The following is a 20,190-nucleotide window of genomic DNA, read 5'->3' on the forward strand; positions in this document are numbered from 1 at the left end:
CTCCTGACGAAAACGGCCTCGACCCACCCGCACCGCTACGCCGGACCGATCCGCTCCGAGTCATACACCAGCAACCGGCCATCGCTCAGATCAACGCTGAGCCAACGGTCCTCGGTGTCGACCCGTCCATCATTCATCACGTAACGCAACCGCGCGACCACGCTGGTATCGTCCCGCGGGGTCACGGTCAAGACCGTGACTGACTGCACCGTCGACCAAAAGCCTTGGAAGTCAGCGTATCCGGTCCGATCCTGATAGTGCGGCGTGAACTTCGCCCACGCCTGTGCCGGGTCATTCGGCAATGCGCCGTACACCGCGGTCACCACATCCCGCATGCCTTCGAAGGTGATCTCCGAATCAGCGCTCGTGGTTGCGGTGGTGGTGGTAACTGCGACGGGTGTTTCAGAACCGCCCTGCTCCCAGGGCTTTAGGAAGATCAGGAAGCCCACGGCCAGCAGTATCGCAGCGATCACCCCGGCGGCCACCAGCCAGCCACGGCTGGACGGCTTTTGCGGTGCCACCGGGATCGGTTCCGGCGCGGGTACGCGTTCGGACGTCGGCAGGTGTGCTGTTGGAACCCGCGCGGGCCGGGGCGGGTTGGCGGCCGGTCGCTCGCGCGTGGCGGGTACCGGGGGTGCGACGGCGAGGGTGTGCGCACGGGCCAGGGCAGCGGCGAATTCCGAGCAACTGTCGAACCGATCGTCGGGCTGCTTCGACAGCGCCTTGCGCAGCACCGGGTCAAGTGCGACGAGGTCCGGGCGCCGTGCGCTCACCGGCGGCGGCTCGGCGTTGAGATGCTTACTGATCACCACGGTGGGATTGTCATCGACGAACACCGGCACACCGGTGAGTAGTTCGTAGGCCGTCGCCGCCAGCGCGTACTGATCGGCGCGGCCATCCAACGGTGCGCCCATCAGTTGTTCCGGCGGGGTGTAGCTCACCGTGCCGAGCACCATGTTCGTCTGGGTCAACCCAGGGGATTCGTACAGAGTTCGCGCGATACCGAAGTCGGCCAACAGGATCCGGTGCACATCGGTGGAGTCCGGATCGGTGAGCAGGATGTTGGCCGGTTTGACGTCGCGGTGCAGCAACCCGCGGTGGTGCGCGTAGTCCAGCGCCCCAGCGACGGCGGTGACGATCTCCAGCACGGCCGCGCAGGGCATTCCTTGGGGATAGCGCTCACGGAGCAGGTGGCCGGTGTCCGGGCCGTCGATGTAGTCCATCGAAATCCACAACTGGCCATCGGTTTCGCCGCGGTCGTGCACGCCGATGACGTGTGGATGGAACAGCGCCGCGACCAGGTCTGCCTCGCGGATGAACCGGGCGCGGAATTCCTCGTTGTGTGACATCTGGGCGGGCAGGATCTTGAGTGCGTCGCGCCGCGGTAGTCGCGGATGTTGGGCCAGATACACCTCGCCCATCCCGCCCGAGCCGAGCCGGCGCAGGATCCGATAACCGGCGAAGGTTTCGCCACTGGTCATCGCCATCCGTCGCTCCTCGGGTTCCGCGGCACGGCTCACGGTAACCGACGATCGACGGGCTCACCTTCAATTGTCAGCCGGGCAACCCCACGGTTCGGTAACGCGCGCATCAGCATGCCCGAGAAACTCATTGGAGGTATCCGCATGAACACATTCACGCGGTTGGCCATGGCGGCGCTATTGAGCGGGGTAGCCCTGGCCGGGCTCAGTCTGGGAGCGGGCGTCGCCCACGCCGCCGAGGGTCCCTACCAATGGTGCCCCGGCGACGACCCGGGCGGCTATCAGGGTGTCTTCAACAGCCCGATCGACGCTAAACCGAACTGGGACTGGAACGTGTGCCACACCTACTACGTGGTGCGCACCGGACAGGGCAACGTGTCGGTCAAGATCTGGGAAGGTGACGATCCGCCCGCGCCGGGCCCGTTCGAGCCGCCCAATGCGTGCTGGTTGCCGTGGAACCGGCCGTTACCAGGGTGTCGCTGAACCCGGTCAGCCGCACTGGTCCGAGCTATGCGGCTTCCTGCGCTCCAGCACTTTTGGTCGTGCACGACGAGCACTCGGGGGAGTCGATGTCGAAGTGTCCGCAGCTTGGACAAATGAAGGGAATCACCGCGTAGTCCTCTCATGCTCCGGGGCGCCTCCACGGCGCCGCTGCCCACCTGTACCCACTACGGTTCGCAGTTCAAACCAGATGGTCCGACGGAAATCTCTGACCAGAGCTACCCGACGCCATAGTCGTCGACGAAACATGCACGCAGATAGCCCAACTCGCGCCGCAGGTCCACACCGTCATCGAGCATGGTCCAGCGATACGCGACGCCGAACACACCCGCGCTGATGATGCTCACCGCGCCGGTGACGTCGACGTCGGCGCGCACGGTGCCGTCCTTGACGCCGTCCCGCAGGCCCTTGCGTACGTTCTCGGCCCCGCTGACCAGCCAGGACTGCATGTGCGGACGTAGCGGTGAGTCCAAGGTGACCGCCTGGAAGGCCAGGATGAACATGGCGCGCAGATAGTCCGGGTCCTCGGTATACAGATCGAGGATCGCCGACAGGTGCCCCAGCGCCCGGTCCAAGCCGCTGGCATCCCGATTCGGCCGAGGACTGAGCTTCTCCTCGTAGGCCTCGCGGAACAGCGTGGACAGCAGCGCGTCCTTGCCTCCGTAGCGCGCGTGCACCATTGCCCGGCTGTAGCCGGCGCGCACCCCGATCTCGGCGGCCGTCGTTGCATCCCAGCCCTTTTCGACTATCAGCGCGGCCGCGGCGTCGATCATCCTCCGGTTGGAGATCTCGACGCGTTCCGGCTGCGTCAGTCCACGCGTGGGGGACGGCATCCCTGCATATTAGACGCCGGACAACTAACTTCGCCGCTCAGCGACTCGGACCTCCGCTGAGTCGCCGATGGCATCGCGCCGGCCAGGAATGCGCGCAATCGACATCGTCGCCCCCGCTGATACGGCACCGCAAGGCCCGCCCCCATGTTTTTACAAGTATTTATTGTGTAAACTCGGGTGCGTTACTGCATCGGCCAGATCGACTCGTGGGGAGTGGGCATGCAAAGGGCAGTAGTGCGATGAGCTTCCGTGACGACGACAAAGTGATCCTGGAAGTCAGCCTCAACGGGGACGTCGGCAAGGACCACAACCCGCACGTGCCCTACGGCGTCGACGAGACCGCGCGTGACGTGGTGGACACCATCCAGCGCGGAGCCGGCGTCGTGCACTTCAACGCCCGCTACGACGACGGCCGGCAAGCCTGGACCGACGCGGACATCTCCCGCGCGGTGCTGGCCGCGGCGGCGCGCGACGTCGACCCGCTGGCCTACCCCAGCTACTCGGAAAGCCTGGACCACGTCTGGGACCTCGCCGCACAGCCACCAGAAGGTGTCGCGCAGTTGCTCGCGCCGTTCGAAGCGGCGCGCCATTCATCCGGCACCCTGTGGAACGAAGACACCGGCCGTTTCGAGCCCGCCGCATCCAGGCCCGACGATACGAACACCGTCTGTCCGCCGGAGCTCGACCAGTTCCAGAAGCTCGGGCTGTCACCCAGCATCTCGGTGTTCAACGCCGTCGATCTGCGCTGGGTGCTGCTGGCCGCCCGGATCGGAATGTTGCGGCAACCGTTGAACATCAAGCTGTTCTTCTCCGACAGCCGGATCTCGTACAGCGAGCCCGACCCCGCCGTCCTGGACTTCCTGGTGTCGCGGATCCCGAAGTGGATCGACCACGAGATCGTGGTCGTACCCTACGCGATGAGCAATGCCGAACGCTGTCAAGAACTTTGGGAGTACGCACTCGAACGGAAACTGGGCATCCGGGTGGGCATCGCGGACAACCCGATGCTGTTCCGGACCGCCGGCAACGGCGAATTGGTCGACAAGGCAGTAAAACTCATCGCCAAGCAGGGACTCGGTGTTGCCACCACCCAAGACATCCGGGCCCGCTTCGCGGCACCCGAGCGTGATGAGACCGAGCTGATCCGGGTAATCGTCAACCGGAACCGCTGCCTGGGCTGGGGGGTCTGCTACAACCAGGCGCCGGAGATCTACCAAGCCGACGCCGAAGGCTTCTGCGTGGTCACCAAGGCCTACGTCAACGAAGCGCAGCTGGACGCGGCCATCCAGGGCGCCGCGAGCTGCCCGGAACGGGCCATCAAGGTCGAACTGTGCGACGACGAGACCAAATCAGTGCACGCCCAATCGGGATCGCGGATCATCTGAGCAAACCCGGCCTCCGCCGAGGCGCGGCCGGCTACGGATCAGCCAGCGCCAACACCTCGTCGAACCCGGCGACCAGGCACTCCCGGAACAATTCCGGGTCCGGGATCGCCGCGGTGTCCACGTTGACGCCCACCGCGCAGGTGTCGCGGTAGGACACCAGCGTCACGTTCAGCGCGGCACCGATCGTCGGCCCGAACGCATACAGCATCCGCAGCCCCGCGCCGGCCAAGTACACCTGCACCGGAACACCCGGCACATTGGACGCCACGAAGTCGACGTTGCGCAGAATCGAACCGATGTACCAGCGCGGCATCATGTTCAGCGCGCCGGCGATCGCCTGGGTCAGCGGCAGCGAACGCTCGTCGCGCACACCGCGGGAACGCTGCTTGATCACCGCGATCCGCTCAGCCGGGTCCGGGACGCCGACCGGCACGTCGAAGCGCATCAACGTAACCCGGTTGCCGCCCACCGGATCTGACTCCTGGCGCAGGTTGATCGGCATCGTCAGGTGCAGATCATCCACCGGGCTGCCGTGCTTCTCGTGATACCGACGCAAACCCCCGGCCACACCGGCGACGAACGCGTCGTTGAGCGCCCCGCCGCTGCGATGCGCCGCCTGCCGCAGCTGCGACTTGGGCAACTCCAGCGCCAGCAGGTGCCGGGTCAGGTTGCGGTCGGTCATCAACTGCGAGCCGGTCCGATTCACCGGGCGCACCGTGCGGTAGATCGAGGTTGCGGTGGCCGCCGCGGCGCGCGCGGCGCCGAACGGATTACGCACGGTCTCGACCAACATGCTCGGCGCCGCCCGCACCGCGCCGCCGGCCACCTTGCCGAACAGTTCGGCGTTGTAGCGCAGCGCATCGCGGTAGCCGCTGAGCAGATCCGGGGTCGACGCCGGCTGATCCGGCACCGCGAACAGGTGTCGTTTGGTGGGCGTCGACGACAGATCGAACAGCGACATCCCGATCTGGATGCCGCCGACCCCGTCGGTCAGCGCGTGGTGCACCTTGACCAGCACCGCCGACTGCCCGCCTGCCAGGCCGTCGATCAAGGTGGCCTGCCACATCGGCCGCGCCGGGTCGAAGGCCTCCATCGCCTCGATCCGGGCGATCTCCAGCACGCCATCGAAGGTGGCCGGCTCGGGGGCGCCCACCCGGCGCAGGTGGTAGTCCAGGTCGAAGTCGGGCGCGATCTCCCAACGCGGCGGCACATTGCCCGGCGAGGGCACCACCAGTTTGCGCAGCATCGGCAACTGGTGGCTCACGGTGGTGAAGCGTTCACGCACCGCGTCCCAGTCCGGGGTGCCGTCGAGCAGCAGCACCGCCACGATCGTCGACCTGAGCCGCGGATCGGTTTCCATTGCCCAGGTGAATGCGTCGCTGTTGCGCATGAATTCGGCCACGGTGCTCTCCTACGCCATCCTTGTATTCCACGGTAGGGGAGCTGCGGCCGATGACCAGCCGATGGCGCCAAGAGAGGACTTTGGCTTCCGAACCGGGGACCTTGGCTCACCGGGCATGGTCGGCCACGGGCCAACTCTCGGGTAGTTCGACCCCGGTCGGCACAACGGCCACAGCGTCTTGCCAACCGGCAGTTTTCGACGCGTGACTGGTGCATGCTGGTGCTGGTGAGCGACGAAACCCGGCACGTCCCGCCAGTCCCGACCGTCTCGAATCGGCGAACAGTGCTCGCCACCGGTCTGGGGCTGACAGCCGTAGGTCTGACGGTCGCAGCGCTGGCGGCCTGCTCGTCGAGTGACGGCGAAACGCTGGGTGACCCACCCGCTGCCGAAGCACCCGAACCGCCGGTCGGTCTGGCAGGTCTGGCCTTCGACGACCCGGAGTTCGACGGGCAGTTCCTGCGCGCGCTCGACGTCATCCCGAATGGCGGTGCGGACGTCGGCGAATGCTTCGTCACTGCGCGGCGTATCGCGCCGGGAGACCAGGCGGGGTGGCACACCGAGTGGAAGGCAACCGCCGATCGGATCTATGCCATCGGGGAGGCGAGCGAGGCCGCGAATCAGCGGGTCAGCGCCAACTCGGCGTATTCGCGCGCGAGCACCTACTACCGCACGTCCGGGATCTTTCACCTCAGCCGGCCGGTGGATGCGGAGTTGCTCGAATCGTATCGACGGCAACGTGATTCGTTCCAGCGCGCGGCTCAGCTCGGCGAATTCGACTTCGAGATCATCGAAATCCCGTATCAGGGCACGTCCTTGGAGGGCTATTTCCTGCGTCCTGCCGGTGTCGGACCGTTCCCGACGGTGGTGATGGTCGGCGGCTACGACGGCACCAAGGAAGAGTGCTATTTCAGCACCGGGCGGGCTGCGCTGCGGCGCGGCTACGCGGTCTTGCTGGTCGATGGGCCGGGCCAGGGCGGAGCATTGATCGAGCAGGGTCTGGTGTTCCGACCGGATTGGGAGACCGTGGTGAGTCCGCAGATCGACTGGCTGCTGGGCCGCGGCGAGGTCGATCCGGAGCGGATCGGGTTGGTCGGCCGAAGCTGGGGCGGATTCCTGGCGCCCAGAGCCGCCGCCACAGAACACCGGATCGCGGCCTTGGTCGCCGACGCGCCGCAGTACACGCCGGGCAAGGGTGCGGTGAACCTGCTCCCAGAGCAGTACCGCGATCAACTGCACACCGGCGAGGCTGCCGAACTCAACGACGTGCTCGAAGCCGAGATGGCCGACAGTCCGTACATCGCGTGGGTGTTCGATCGCGGCATGCTTACGCACGGTTTCGATACCCCGATCGAGTACCTGCGCGGCCTGCAGGCTTACACCCTGGAGGGATTGGCCGACAAGATCGTGTGCCCGACGCTGCTGTGTACCGGCGAGAGCGACGCGCGCGGCAACGACGCGCAGTCGCTGTACGACGCGATCACCGCGCCGAAGGAGTACCTGAAGTTCAGTAACGCAGAAGGTGCCGGCGAGCACGACGAAGCCGGCGCCGCGACTCTTTTCGAGCAGCGGGTGTTCGGCTGGCTGGACGAGCAACTGGGCCGGATTGGCTGATCCTGCCGACTGGCAGTGGGTGTCGCTGCCTACGCTGTCGGAATGCTGAGCGCGTTGGTCGATCTGCCCGGCGGCACCTTCCCGATGGGGTCGACAGACTTCTATCCGGAGGAAGCCCCGGCGCACCCGGTGACGGTCGACCCGTTCGCCATCGAAGCGCACCCGGTCACCAACGCCCAGTTCGCCGCGTTCGTCCAGGCCACCGGGTATGTGACCGTCGCCGAACAGCAACTCGACCCGGCGGCCTTTCCGGGCGTGCCCGCCGAGGATCTGGTCCCCGGCGCGCTGGTGTTTCGGCCCACCGACGGTCCGGTGGATCTGCGGGATTGGCGGCAATGGTGGACCTGGGTGCCGGGTGCCTGCTGGAAGCACCCCACCGGACCGGCGTCTTCGGTGGAAGATCGGCCCGATCATCCGGTGGTGCAGGTCGCCTACCCGGACGCAACCGCCTACGCGGCCTGGGCCGGTCGTGCGCTGCCCACCGAAGCACAGTGGGAGTACGCCGCCCGCGCCGGCAGCGTCACCACCTACCCGTGGGGTGACGACGTCCGGCCCGGCGGCCAGCTGATGGCCAATACCTGGCAGGGCAACTTCCCGTACCGCAACGACAGCGCCGCCGGCTGGGTCGGCACCTCCCCGGTGGGTACGTTCCCGCCGAATGCGTTCGGCCTGAACGACATGATCGGCAACGTCTGGGAATGGACCAAGACCCGATTCAGCCCGCGGCACACCGCAACTCCGCAACTCTCGCCCTGCTGTCCGCCGCCCGGTGGTGACCCGACGGTGCATCAGGTGATCAAGGGCGGCTCGCATCTGTGCGCGCCGGAATACTGCCACCGCTACCGCCCGGCCGCCCGGTCCTCGCAATCGCAGGACAGCGCCGCCACTCACATCGGGTTCCGCTGTATCGGCTAGCCGATTGCCTGTCGAAGTGTGCATTTGTGACACCGCTCAGCACCGGCATGTGCAATATGCATGTGGTGGCGCTGAGCGGTGTCACAAATGTGGGAATGAGCAGCCAGTGCAAGCAGGGTGGCTGGTTTCGCCGCACCCGGTGTGCAACGAGTGCACGCCTGACCGGGGTTTCGCGGGCGCAGCGCCGCTGCTAACGCGTCAACGTGTCCCGCATACCCGGCGCGAGCACTCCGTCCAGCACGTCCCAGTCCACGCTCACCGGGTAGTAGTCGCCGAGGACATGCGCGACCGGGATATAGACCTCCAGCCCGTCGTCATCAGGCACCCAATTCGCCAATTGATCGGCGACCGGGTCGGGCGCAGGCTGGTTGGCCAGTTCGTCCTCGTCGGCCATCTCGGCCTTGATCCCATCCACCAGCGCCGTCAACCCGGCGTTCGGGTCGGTGAACAGGTCGGTGATCATGATCGGCTCACCGGTTCCGGCATCGAGCACCGTGGTCGCCACCGCGTTGAACGGGTGCGCGGCCTGGTCGACGAAGATGTTCAGCACCAACACGGCGGCCACCGAACCGTTACCGATATGTGAGACCTCGCTGCGCTCATCGTCGTGCAGGACACCGGGCGCGATCGTCACTGACCTACCGTCGTCACTGGGCTGCAGATAGTCGTCGAGGGCTGCGCGCACCGCGGCGTTGAACTTGTCGCGCACCGCCGCGTCGCCGCCACGCAGCTGCGGCAGCTCCGCCTGGTAGGTGACGGCGCCCTGGGCGCCGTCGACCGGTTCGATGAACCCGGTGAACCCCGCCTCCGCGCCGGTCGTGGGACCGGCGGTGGTGGTGTCCGCAGTGGTCGCCGTAACGGTCTCAGTGCTCGCCTCCGAGCCCGAATCACCCGAGGTGCATGCCGTACCGGCGGCGCCCAGCGCAACGGCGACGGCGGCCACGGCCAGCTTGGATAGCAGCGTTGAGTCACTCATCGTTCGACGGTAGCGCTCGCGGCCGGCCACCAATGTTGATTGCCGGCAAAACCTCGGCGCGGGCGGTCTGGCCCGCCCGGCCAACCAGTTCGAGGCGGCGAAGCGGTTCGCGGCTGCTGCGCAGTGAGTTGCTGTCCGGTGCACCCGGCTACACCGTGAAGGTGAGCTGGGTCCACCGCTCGTTCTGTTCCAGCTTGCCGCGCGGCGCGAGGTCGTCGGCGCTGGGCCTTGCCGGTGTCGGCAACACCACGGCGTGCTCCCGCTCGGCGAGCGCGGTGAGCAACTCCTGTTTCGGGATGGTGTCCCGCCAGCGTTCGACGAGTCCCCACGGCACCATCGCGTCGCCGTGGGTGTGCCAGTCGCTCAGCACGAAATCCTTGGGCGTCGCATTGTGCGAGCCGTGGTGGCCGACCTTGTAGAAATCGGCGTCGTTGATCAACGCGGCCGCCGCCGGGTCGCTGCGCACGTGCTGCCAGGCGCCGTGCTGCGCGTCGCCGGGGAACAGCATCCGAAAACCCGCCACGTCCAGCACGAAGAACAGGCTGGTGTTGTTGACCGAGCGTTCCAACACCGACGCGGCCGCCAGCACAGCCATGTCGTCGCTGACCGCCGACAACGCCAGGGTTCGACGGAGGGCGCACAATTCCTCCGGCACGTCGTCCGGCGCGAGGGTGTACTGCGGCGCAAACAGTGGTCGACCGTTGCCGGCCGGCGGCTCGACGTCCTCGTCCAGGTTCAACCGCAGCCAACCGACCCGCGACGGCGGGGCCATCTTCTTGAGCATCGCCGGATCGCGCGACGGCCCCAGGACGTGCGCGACGATCCCGCAGCGTCCGATGTCGACGACGTCGTCGGTGCTGTCCGGCTGCGGGAAGAACCGGACTCGGTGCGTCGTGCCGAAGCCCTTGCCGGCGCTGCCCAGCAGCCGCTCCATGGCCGCGGCGTTGCCCCGCGAATTCGACACGAACGCAGCTGCTTCGGACAACCGCCGCGCTGGTGCCGAACCCGCCACCGCCAACGCCTGCCGCGCGGAGATCAGGGCGGCGAGTTGGTTGGTGGCCCTGGCCTGCCGGGTCCGCAGCGCCGTGGCATCCGGGTCGTCGAGGTCTTCGACATACGGCAGCCACACCGTGTCGACCGACACCTGCTGCCACTCATCGCAGGCGAATCCCGAGATGTGGTCCTGGTGTCGGTGGGTGGCCACCAGCACGTCCAGATGCGGTGTGCCATCGCATTCTTCGGCCAGGTCGGCGATCAGGGTTCGCACCGTGTCATCGATCGGCGGGGCTTGCGCGCTCTGGAAATGCCGACCGCAGTCCACCAGCATCCGCCACACATCGGTGTCGTCGCGCACGGTGATCCGGAACGCGTCACCGAACCCTACGTTGTACATCCGGACCTCGACGGTGGTGCCGGCCATCGTGCTCACCCCCGGTCCGTGTCGTCGCAGTGCAGATTGGCGAAACCGAGCCGGTTGACCGCGGGTTCGGTCAACCAGGGCGCCAGCGGGTCATCGTTGTCGACCTGACCGAACCAGTTCTGCAGCGTGTGCAGCCGTTCGGTGCCCAGATAGTGGAAGAACTCGACGCTGGCATCGGTCGGGGCGACCGAGAACGGCAACGGTTTGGTGATCACATGGATCACCTCGCCACTGACCCGGGCGATCAACGTGGTGCCGGCCCGCAGCGGCGTGCGTGCCGCGGCCGGCAACCCCGGTTGCAGCTGGGCTTCGAGATCCTTGCGGCGCTGCACCAACTGGATCACCACCTCGGGCCGGGGTTGGCGATCGTCGGCCAACCGGAACGTGACGTGCACGCTCTCGATCGCGATCGCCGAACCGAACGCCGGGTCCAGGCCCAACGTCAGGGCATGTGCCACCGCCCAGGCGTGCAGCTTGCGGTAGAAGTCCGGGTCGTGGCGGCCCGGTGCACTGTCGGTGTCGAGGTCCATCGCGGCCTCCAGCACCAGGTCGGCGACCGGCACCTCGGGAACCAGGCTCAGCGGCCTGCTCGGCGGTGGCCACAGCAGCGCGGACTCGGTGAGCGAGGTGACCTGCGCGGCAACGATTCCGCGCCGCCGCATCGACTCCACCAGACCTGCCCGCAGCCGCAGTGAATCCTCGGGGTAGAGCGCGTGGTCGGCGGTGACGATGGCCCGGACGATGTCACCGAACGTGACGTCGACCGGCGGCAGGTAATCGAAGGCGCGGACCACCATCGCCAGGTGCCGATCGGCGATCCGGACCGCCTCGGTGGTCACCCGGTCGACCAGATCCGGATGCAGGCGGCCCGCGGGCAGCACACCGGTGCCCTGGCTGGCGATCCGCAGCAGGTCGGCGATCGCGCTTTGGAAGCGGTCGGAGTAGGCGTCGAAGACCGCCGCCACGAAGCAGGCGCCGCGTTCATGCGGTTCGGTCGCGGTGCGGAACCGCTCCGGGCTGCGTTGCACCTCGCGGGGGATCTTGGGATCGATCGCCGAACGCAACGCCGCGCCCCGCCCGGACGACCTGCCGAACTCGTCGGCCAGATCGAACAGCACACCGCCCTGGTGGATTTCGCCGGAGGTGGTGGTCACCGCGTCGTACACCACCTCGCGGTGGCTGAAATGCTGGAACAGTGCGATCAGATCGGCGAACGCCTCGTGGGCGGCCAGCACGTCGGGATTGGTGGCCTCGGAGAAGTACCGGCGCAACCGGTGCACGATCGCGTGCGTCACCTCGTGCGCGATGATGTCGGAGGACAGGCAGGTGAAGATGACCTGGCCGGGCAGGTTGGGGCCGGGATCGTTTTCGTCAGCCCGGAAGAATCCGAACAGCACCGCCTTGCGGTCCGGGTCGAAGTAGGCGTTGCGGCCTTCGAAGGCGTGTGGCACCAGCCGAAGGCGGGTTTCGCCGCGCCACCGGAACCGGCGGCCCAGGTACCGTTCGAAGCGCTCCAACACACTGGTGGTGACGGCATAGACGATCTGTTGGTGGGTCCGCGGGTCACCTTCGGTGGGTTCCATCCCGTCCTGGGCCAGCACGAACGGATCATCCAAATCGACCATCGCCGACCAGGTGTCGTGCACCGGGTCGTAGTCGACCACCTCGACCGACTCGCCGCGTGGGCCTGGCCGCAGCGCGGTCTCGTACGGCACGCTGACGGTCAGGTAGCGCCCGGACAGCCGGGTGGACATCGGGTCGAAGGCGTAGGTACGCAACCGTCGTCGGCGCGGGGTGGCGAGCCGGGGCCCGCAAATTCGTGCAGTCGTCATGGTGATACTTCCGAGCTGCGTTGTGGTTCAACGGGTTCCGACGCCGCTGGTCCACAGACCGGGCCAGTGCGGGTCGATCGGCAACGGGTAGCCGGGATCCACCCGGTCGGCAGCCACGTCGTAGCGCACGTACTGCGAGCCCTTGAACAGGTAGGCCTTTCCGTTGGGCCACAGCACTATCTCGTCGATGCCCGCTGCGAACGCCGCCGGCATGCCGGGCCAGTTCCCGGCGATGGGCAGCGGGTAGCCGGGGTCCACCCGGTCGGCGGCAATGTCGTAGCGCATGTACTGCGAGCCGCGGAAGAAGTACGCCTTGCCGTTCGGCCACACCACCCCAGCGTCGATCCGGTCTGCCCACAGGCCCGGCCAGTTGCCGGCGATCGGCCGCGGATAGCCGGGATCCACCCGGTCGTTGACCACATCGAACCGGATGTACTGCGAACCCCGGAAGTAGTAGGCCTTGCCGGTCGTCCAGAGCAGCCCCGAGTCGATACCGGCGGCGAAGTCGGCCGGAAAACCGGGCCAGTTGCCGGCCACCGGTAGCGGGTAACCCGCGTCCACCTTGTCGGTCTTGACGTCGTAGCGCGCGTATTGGCTGCCCTTGAACAGATAAACCTTGCCGTTGGGCCACACCGAGGTCGGCGCCACCGGACCCGGATAAAGCTGCCCGGCGAAGGTGGCGTCCAGATTGCCGATGTCGGCTCCGCCCGGTACCGCGATCCGGTCCTTCATGATCTCGGCGGGCAGCCCGTAGCACATGATCGAGTGCGGATCGGTGGCCGCCGACGCGATCAGCGCCGAGTTGTCGAACGGGGTCAGCACCTGTGCGATGACCTCTTCGCGGGACCAGCCCTGGGTGCGCATGAACAGCGCGATGGCCTTCTCCCGGTCGATCCGGTCGACGATGGCCTTGCGCCGGTGCTCGTGCGGGAAGCCCAGGGTGTGACCGGTCTCGTGGCGCACCACCCGGTGGTACTCGGAGTCCGGGGTGTTCATGGTGAAGCTGTCCAGGTTCATCGTCGGCTCGTGCGCGGGGATCGACAGTATGTCGGTACCCAGATACGACCAGTAGCCGTCGTCGGCCGTGCGCGCGATCCGCACCTGGCCGGTGCCCGCGGTTTCGGTGAAGCGCACATTGGCCCAGGCACCCCATGCGTTCATGTGCGACAGGATGCGGGCGCGCAACTCCTGGCTCGGACCGTCCAGGAAGCTCACGGTCAACCGGACCCCGGTCTTGGGCCAGCGTCGCGCGGTATCCGCCGACAGCGGCAGGTCCGCACCGAGCGCAGCCCGCGACGGCGCGCTGGGCGCATTGTCCGGGTTGAGTTCGATTGCCTTGGCCGCGGCGGCTTCTGCGAGTGCAGCCGGCAATGTCTTGATGGTGCAGCCGATGTAGGTCATCTCGGTCCCCCTGAGTCTGCGACGCCGAAGCGTCGTCCGTTCGATGGGGCCGAGATTAGGTGCGCCGACGCTGCCGGCACACGAGTAATCGGCTACCCGATCTGGCGATCAACCGGGTAGCCGACAGGTGTACTCAGGTCAGGCCGATGTACACCGACTTGGTGTTGAAGTAGGCCTCCAGCCCCTTCTTGCCGCGCTCGCCGCCCCAGCCGGACTGCTTGTGGCCGCAGATCGGCATGGACGGATCGGCGGCCAGCGCCGAGTTCACCCAAATCTGGCCGCCCCGAAGCGCGTTGGCCACCCGGTGGGCGCGGCTGAGGTTCTCCGTCCAGATCGCGCCGGCCAGCCCGTACTCGGTGTCGTTGGCCGCGGCGATCGCCTCCTCTTCCTCGTCGAACGGGATCACCGAACCGACCGGGCCGAAGATCTCCTCTTTGATCAGCCGCATGTCCGGTGTGGTGTTGGTGACGATGGTGGCCTCGTAGAAGTAGCCGGGACGGTCCATCCGCTTGCCGCCGGTGATCACCTCCGCGCCGCCGGCCACGCCGTCGTTGACGATGCCTTCCACGCGTTGGCGTTGCTTCTCGCTGATCAGCGGACCGAGCACCGAGGTCGGGTCGGTGTAGCCGCCCATCGGCAGCATCTGGGCGAACCCGGCCAACCCTTCGACCACCTGGTCGTAGATGCCGCGCTGCACGTAGATCCGCGATGTGCAGGAACAGTTCTGGCCGGAGCCGGCCAACAGTCCCATGCCTGCACCCATGATCGCCTTGTCCAGGTTGGCGTCGTCGAACATGATCAGCGGTGACTTCCCGCCGAGCTCCAGCGTCAGGCGCTTGAGGTTGCCGGCCGCGGCCTGCACGATCAGCCGGCCCACCTCGGTCGAACCGGTGAAGGCGATCTTGTCGACGTCCGGGTGCGCGGTGAGCGCCGCGCCGGTGGTCTCGCCGTAGCCGGTGATGACGTTGAGCACACCGTCGGGCAGGCCGGCTTCGCGGAAGATCTCCTCGAGCTTGAGTGCTGTGAGCGGGGTCTCCTCGGCCGGCTTGAGTACCGCGCTGCAGCCGGCCGCGAGTGCGGGGGCGACCTTGAGCATCGCGACGAAGAACGGACCGTTCCACGGGATGATCAACCCGACCACGCCGACCGGTTCGAGCTGGGTGAAGGTGTGGTATTCCTCGAAGTGGCCGAGCAGTCCGTCGGAGATCAGGTTGGCCGATTCGCCGTGGATCTTGCCAACCCAGCCGGCGTAGTAGATCAGCATCTCGTTGGCGACCTTGATGATCTGCTGGGCGGCCACGGCGTTCATGCCGTTGTTGCGGGCCTCGATCTCGGCGAGTTCCTCGGTGCGCGCCTTGATGATCTCGGCGGCCCGGAACAGCACCTCGGCGCGGTGCGCTGCCGGCAGTTTGCGCCATGCGCCGGATTCGAAGGTCTCCCTCGCGCGCGCCACCGCCGCGTCGACGGCGGCCTGGTCGGCATCTACGACCTCGGCGATCTGCTCCTCGCTGGACGGGTCGAAAACCGGAATCATGGTGCTGGTCACTTGTCGGGCATCCTCTCGAAATTCATCGGCGTTGACGTTGATGTTGGGAGTGGGGGACTGGGGAGAAGACTTGTCTCAGAACCGCTCTCGCAGCGGACGGTCATGCGGCGTGGCGCGGTAGAGCCCGCGGTCGATCAGCCGGGGGACCACCTCGTCGATGAACTCCCGGATGGAGTGGGCGCCGGCCGAGAACATCAGGTTGAACCCGCCCACGTTGCCGTCGGCGTGCCAGGCCGCGAAGTCGTCGACGAGGTCGTCGTAGGAGCCGACGAACTTGCGGTGGGTGGCGCCGCCGCGGCCGACGGCCTGCGCGACGACGTCGCGCACGGTCACGCCCGGGTGCTCCTGAATCCAGTTGTACAGCGACACATAGTTGCCGAACGTGCTCTTGATGGTCTTCTCGACGTCGGCCGGTGCCGGCAGCTGCCCGACCGGGAACGGCTCGTTGATGTCGTCGAACGGGATCTGCAAACCGAACTGTCCCAAAGCAAATGGCGCGATCGGGGTCCAGTCGACGTAGCTGTCCAGTTCGTGCAGCTTCTCCTCGGCTTCGGCGGCGGTGCGGCCCAGGTAGGGGATCAGGCCGGGGATCGGCGGTACCGAACCGGGCGCCTGGCCCTGCTCGGCCAGCGCCTTGTCCAGGGTCTCGCGGTAGACCGCCGCGGTTTCCCGGGTCGAGGAGTTGGTGAACACCATCTCGGCGTGCTTGGCGGCCACTCGGATGCCCGCACCGGATCCGCCGGCCTGCGCGATCAGCGGCCGGCCCTGCCGGCTGGGGCGACGTTGAGCGCACCGGCCACCTGGAACAGGTTGCCGTGGTGGTTGATCGGCTCGGCATGGAACCGGATGCGGCCGTCCGGGCCGCGGCGCAGCTCCCGGTTGTCCCACAGCGCGCGCAGCACGTCGAGGAACTCGTCGGCGCGCTGGTAGCGCTCCTCGCGTTCCAAATGCTTGGTCAGGCTGTAGTTCAGCGCGAAGTCGTCGATCACCGAGGTGACCGCGTTGTACCCGGCGCGGCCGTCCGATGCCTGATCCAGCGACGCCAGCAGCCGGGCCAGGTTGTACGGGTCGTAGAACGTCGTCGAGGCGGTCGCGATCAGGCCAACGTGTTTGGTGTGCTGCGCGATCGCGGTCAGCGCGGTGATCGGCTCGGCCGGGCCGCCGTCGAACGCCGGGGAGCCCTGCAGACCGGGAATGTCGCCGACGAACAGCGCGGTGAACAGCCCCTCGTCGCCGAACCGGCCGTACTCCAGCAGTCGTTCGAACGTGCTGCGGTCGGCCACTCCGTGCGCCTGTTCGTAGCCGTAGGCGCCCTGGTGCAAGTTGATGTCATTGGCCACCAGGTTCAAGTGCAGATAGCGTCGTTGCGACATCGTGCTCCTATCAAGGGTTCTGGGAATGTCAGCGCAGGATTCAGCGCATGGTGGCGTGCAGGGCGTCAGTCATGGCCTCGATCGCCGCTTCGCGTTCCAGCGGCCAGCCGTCGACCAGCCACAAATGCATGAACGAGTCGACCATGGTGTACATCATCGCGATCGCCAGCCGGATCTGGTTCTCGTCGGCGCCGGGCATGGCGTCGGCGCGAATCCATTCCCCGACATTGGCTTCCATGGTGGCGCGGTGCGCTTCGGCGAAGTCCGGGTCGGCGGCGCGGGCCTGGTGCAGCGCCATGTACAGCTCGGGTGCCGAGGTGTAGAAGTCGACCACCTTCTCGAAGAAGGACCGGATCGACGGGCGCCCCGACTTGCCGCCGCGCGGCGCGTCCTGCTGGGACCACACCGTCATCCGGGTGTTGCGCAGCTCGCGCAGCACCGCGGCCTTGCTGTCGAAGTGCAGGTAGAAGGTGGCCCGGCCGATCCCGGCGCGCCGCACGATGTCGTCGATGGTCACCGCGACGTAGCCGCGCTCGGCGAAAGCCTCCAGCGCCGCGGCCTGGATGTGCTCCCGGGTCATCAAGCGATGCCGGTCGCGCATCGTGAGTTTCGGTGCGGCGGAGTCGGTCTCGCTCAGCTCACTGGTGTCGGTCACGCAAGGATCACCCCTTCGAGCCGACCGTTGGCACGCCACTTCGCCAGCATGTCGAAGAACTCGACGGGCTTACCGCCGAAGTTGGTCGACAGCATGCCGTGCGGGTTTTCCTTGTCGCCTTCCGAACTCAAGTAGCTCGGCGTGCACTCGGCGTAGAACGCCTTGGGCTTCTCCGAGGATTCCTCCATGGCGGCCAGCCACTCTTCTTCGGCCGCCTGGGTGGCCTCGATGGTTGATGCCCCGCGCTCGACGAAAGTGCGTACCAGATAGGCGAAGTGGTGCGCGCGCTCCTCGGCGGTGTGGGTGTAGTTCGGGGACACCCCGGATTGCGTGTAGCCGAGGAAGAAGCAGTTCGGGAAACCGTGGGTCTGCAACCCGTGCAGGGTGCGCATGCCCTTGGCCCACTTGTCGGACAACCGCACATCGTCGCGGCCGACGATCTCGAACCCGAGCCGACGGGTGAACTCGGTGCCCACCTCGAATCCGGTGGCGAACACCAGTGCGTCGAGTTCGTACTCCGCCCCGTCGACCACGACGGCGGTCTCGGTGAAGCGTTCGACCCCGCGACCGTCAGTGTCCACGAGCGTGACGTTCGGCCGGTTGAAGGTGTCCAGGTACTGGTCGTGATAGCCGGGCCGTTTGCAGTTGAGCCGGTACCAGGGTTTGAGGGCCGCAGCGGTTTTCCGGTCACGCACCGTGGCGTCGATGCGCGCGCGTAGCCGTTCCATCGCGTCCCAGTCGGCGCGGAAGAGAAACTCGGTGACCTCCTCGAGCGTCATCTCCCGGCCCAGGCGCGCGGTCTCCCGGGCCACGGCGGGCTCGGAGAGCGCGAGGGCCTTCTGGGTCCAACCGTCGTCGGTCAGATCGAGTTCCATCTCGACACCGCAGGTGACCCGGGTGAAATTCTCCATCCGTTCGCGCTGCCAGCCCGGTTTGAGGCTGGCTGCCCACTGCGGGTCGGTGGGCCGGTTCCCGCGCTCGGAGACCGTGCTCGGGGTGCGCTGGAACACATACAGGTGTTCGGCGTGCTCACCCAGGTGCGGAATGCATTGCAGGCCGGTGGAACCGGTGCCGATGACGCCGACGCGCTTGTCGGCCAGCTTCCTCAGCCCGCCGCTCTCGTCGCCGCCGGTGTAGTCGAAGTCCCACCGACTGGTGTGGAAGGTGTGTCCGCGGAACTCATTGATGCCCGGGATGCCGGGCAGTTTCGGGCGGGTCAGCGAGCCCGGCGACACCGCGACCATGGTTGCGGTGAAGTCGTCGCCGCGGTCGGTGGTGATCCGCCACCGCTTGGCCTGCTCGTCCCACTGCATGCCGGTGACCGTGGTCTGCAGCAGCGCGTTCTCGTACAGGCCGTAGTGCTTGGCGCAGTTCTGCAGGTGCTCCCGGATCTCCGGTCCGTGGGCGTAGCGCTCGGTGGGGATGTAGTTCAGTTCCTCGAGTAGCGGCAGATAGATGTAGGACTCGACGTCGCACTGCACGCCTGGATAGCGGTTCCAGTACCAGGTGCCGCCGAAGTCACCGGCGGTGTCGATCATCCGGATGTCCTCGATGCCCGCTTCCTGCAGGCGTGCGGCGGCCAGGATGCTGCCCAGTCCGGCGCCGATGATCGCCATCTGAACGTGGTCGTGCACCGGGTCGCGCTCCACCCGTTCGGTCCACGGGTCGTCGGCGTAATGCGAGAAATCGGCGGTGACCTCGACAAACTGGCCCACCGCGTCGGGGCGCAGTCGCTTGTCGCGTTCCAGGGCGTACTTCGCCCGGACCCATGCGGCGTCGTACTCGGCAGGCTGCGGCCCCAGCTCAACGGCCGTGTCTGGCATGCGTAGCGCTCCTCGCGTCCCTGGAAACTCACTAGACAGTGTGTCTGGTGAACAGACTGACGAGTATCTTGCCAGACAAGGCGTATATCGGGAAGGGCTTCCGCTGGACAGCGCTCGGCGGCGCGCGACAGCGTTGATCGGCGCCACTGTGGGCCCGGTAATCCGGTCGGGCGGCGGTGCTTACTGGTCGGGATCGCCGTGCATGCGGGCCTGGTACCCCGCGCGCTGACTCTGATCGAGTTCGGCGGTGACCTTGGTGCCACCGGACACCCGGAACACGGTGTCGACCAGGCCGGCCGGCAGCACCGCCGACCCCTTCGAGATCAGGCCCACCAGCCTGGGTACGAACACGGTGCGGGAGGCGCCCCGGGCGAGTTCCCTGCGCACCGCGACGGCGACGTCGTCGGGGTCGACGACCACGAACCGGTCCAGCAGGCCCGGGGCCGACATCCCGGCGATCAGTTCGGTGCGCACGAAGCCCGGGCAGATCGCCGAGATCCGCACCCCGGTGCCGCGCCACTCCTGGCGCAGCGCAGCGCTCAGCCCCACCACGGCGTACTTGGTGGCGCAATAGGTGGCCGCGTTCGGCGATGCCAGCGTGCCCATCACCGATGCGATGTTGACGACGTGTCCACTGCCACGATCGCGGAACCGGTTGCCCGCCAACCGGGTTCCGGTCATCATGCCGATCAGGTTGATCTCCACCGTGCGCCGGGTCAGTGCCGGGTCTTCGGCCAGGTAGTCACCGATCGGCATGATGCCGGCGTTGTTGACCAGCGCATCGAGCCCGCCCAGCGTGCCGACGCGGCATCGAGGAACGACGAGAACGACGCGGCGTCGGTGACGTCGAGCCGGTGCCCGGATGCCTGGGCGCCCAACTCGGCGGCCGTCTGCTGCACGGCCTGATCCTGGATGTCGCCGAGTGCCACCGTGGCCCCGGATCCGATCAGCGCCTGCGCGATCGACCGCCCGACACCTTGGGCCCCGCCGGTGATCGCGACCCGAAGTCCTCGTAGTTGACCCATCGGTCCACGAT

Annotated in this window: 16 protein-coding genes and 1 pseudogene; 4 read left to right on the top strand and 13 right to left on the bottom strand. The window is 67.2% G+C overall.

From position 1 onward, the window contains the following. Positions 1–35: 35 nt before the first annotated feature. Positions 36–1,487, bottom strand: coding sequence for a serine/threonine-protein kinase (locus tag AC5Y3P_RS10935; RefSeq protein WP_500046071.1), 1,452 nt, complete (start codon positions 1,485–1,487; stop codon positions 36–38). A 138-nt stretch (positions 1,488–1,625) separates the two neighbouring features. Here AC5Y3P_RS10935 and AC5Y3P_RS10940 point away from each other — a divergent pair, with 138 nt between their 5' ends. Next, complete coding sequence (locus AC5Y3P_RS10940) at positions 1,626–1,964, top strand: hypothetical protein (RefSeq protein ID WP_500045921.1); 339 nt, start codon at positions 1,626–1,628, stop codon at positions 1,962–1,964. Between the two features lie 236 nt (positions 1,965–2,200). On the opposite strand, the gene AC5Y3P_RS10945 is transcribed toward AC5Y3P_RS10940, so the two are convergent. Next, positions 2,201–2,815: a TetR/AcrR family transcriptional regulator gene (locus tag AC5Y3P_RS10945; RefSeq protein ID WP_500045922.1), complete on the bottom strand. Its 615-nt coding sequence runs from the start codon at positions 2,813–2,815 to the stop codon at positions 2,201–2,203. A 239-nt stretch (positions 2,816–3,054) separates the two neighbouring features. Between AC5Y3P_RS10945 and AC5Y3P_RS10950 the strand changes: the two genes are divergently transcribed. After that, the gene (locus AC5Y3P_RS10950; protein WP_500045923.1) at positions 3,055–4,200 is read left to right on the top strand and encodes a 3-keto-5-aminohexanoate cleavage protein; all 1,146 of its coding nucleotides are present in this window, start codon (positions 3,055–3,057) and stop codon (positions 4,198–4,200) included. Between the two features lie 31 nt (positions 4,201–4,231). Here AC5Y3P_RS10950 and AC5Y3P_RS10955 read toward each other — a convergent pair whose 3' ends face one another. Then, the gene (locus AC5Y3P_RS10955) at positions 4,232–5,602 is read right to left on the bottom strand and encodes a wax ester/triacylglycerol synthase domain-containing protein (protein ID WP_500045924.1); all 1,371 of its coding nucleotides are present in this window, start codon (positions 5,600–5,602) and stop codon (positions 4,232–4,234) included. Between the two features lie 225 nt (positions 5,603–5,827). Between AC5Y3P_RS10955 and AC5Y3P_RS10960 the strand changes: the two genes are divergently transcribed. Both AC5Y3P_RS10960 and AC5Y3P_RS10965 read left to right on the top strand, forming a co-directional pair. Then, a complete protein-coding gene (locus AC5Y3P_RS10960; protein ID WP_500045925.1) occupies positions 5,828–7,213 on the top strand; it encodes an alpha/beta hydrolase family protein in 1,386 nt (461 codons plus the stop codon). Positions 7,214–7,255: 42 nt separating this feature from the next. Further along, positions 7,256–8,128 carry a formylglycine-generating enzyme family protein gene (locus AC5Y3P_RS10965; protein ID WP_500045926.1) on the top strand — a complete coding sequence of 291 codons (873 nt, stop codon included), beginning with the start codon at positions 7,256–7,258 and terminating at the stop codon, positions 8,126–8,128. Between the two features lie 190 nt (positions 8,129–8,318). Here AC5Y3P_RS10965 and AC5Y3P_RS10970 read toward each other — a convergent pair whose 3' ends face one another. The 10 genes and pseudogenes from AC5Y3P_RS10970 to AC5Y3P_RS11015 all read right to left on the bottom strand — a co-directional run bounded on the left by AC5Y3P_RS10970 (position 8,319) and on the right by AC5Y3P_RS11015 (position 20,179). After that, a complete protein-coding gene (locus tag AC5Y3P_RS10970; protein ID WP_500045927.1) occupies positions 8,319–9,104 on the bottom strand; it encodes a hypothetical protein in 786 nt (261 codons plus the stop codon). A 148-nt stretch (positions 9,105–9,252) separates the two neighbouring features. Further along, positions 9,253–10,533: a ComEC/Rec2 family competence protein gene (locus AC5Y3P_RS10975; protein ID WP_500045928.1), complete on the bottom strand. Its 1,281-nt coding sequence runs from the start codon at positions 10,531–10,533 to the stop codon at positions 9,253–9,255. Then, complete coding sequence (locus AC5Y3P_RS10980) at positions 10,530–12,356, bottom strand: hypothetical protein (protein WP_500045929.1); 1,827 nt, start codon at positions 12,354–12,356, stop codon at positions 10,530–10,532. Before AC5Y3P_RS10980 ends, AC5Y3P_RS10975 begins: the two co-directional genes overlap by 4 nt. 27 nt (positions 12,357–12,383) lie before the next feature. Next, complete coding sequence (locus AC5Y3P_RS10985) at positions 12,384–13,757, bottom strand: hemopexin repeat-containing protein (protein ID WP_500045930.1); 1,374 nt, start codon at positions 13,755–13,757, stop codon at positions 12,384–12,386. 133 nt (positions 13,758–13,890) lie between these two features. Continuing rightward, positions 13,891–15,291 (bottom strand): aldehyde dehydrogenase family protein, encoded by a 1,401-nt coding sequence (locus AC5Y3P_RS10990; RefSeq protein WP_500046072.1) that lies wholly within the window; start codon positions 15,289–15,291, stop codon positions 13,891–13,893. An 87-nt stretch (positions 15,292–15,378) separates the two neighbouring features. Then, on the bottom strand, positions 15,379–16,020 hold the full coding sequence (locus AC5Y3P_RS10995; RefSeq protein WP_500045931.1) for an LLM class oxidoreductase: 642 nt from the start codon (positions 16,018–16,020) through the stop codon (positions 15,379–15,381). A gap of 35 nt (positions 16,021–16,055) precedes the next feature. Next, positions 16,056–16,676: an LLM class flavin-dependent oxidoreductase gene (locus AC5Y3P_RS11000; protein ID WP_500045932.1), complete on the bottom strand. Its 621-nt coding sequence runs from the start codon at positions 16,674–16,676 to the stop codon at positions 16,056–16,058. A gap of 40 nt (positions 16,677–16,716) precedes the next feature. Further along, positions 16,717–17,331 (bottom strand): TetR/AcrR family transcriptional regulator, encoded by a 615-nt coding sequence (locus tag AC5Y3P_RS11005; RefSeq protein WP_500045933.1) that lies wholly within the window; start codon positions 17,329–17,331, stop codon positions 16,717–16,719. After that, the gene (locus AC5Y3P_RS11010; RefSeq protein ID WP_500045934.1) at positions 17,328–19,154 is read right to left on the bottom strand and encodes a flavin-containing monooxygenase; all 1,827 of its coding nucleotides are present in this window, start codon (positions 19,152–19,154) and stop codon (positions 17,328–17,330) included. Before AC5Y3P_RS11010 ends, AC5Y3P_RS11005 begins: the two co-directional genes overlap by 4 nt. A gap of 180 nt (positions 19,155–19,334) precedes the next feature. Continuing rightward, a pseudogene (locus AC5Y3P_RS11015) lies at positions 19,335–20,179 on the bottom strand (SDR family NAD(P)-dependent oxidoreductase). Positions 20,180–20,190: the final 11 nt, after the last annotated feature.

Source organism: Mycobacterium sp. NGS45, assembly GCF_059812645.1.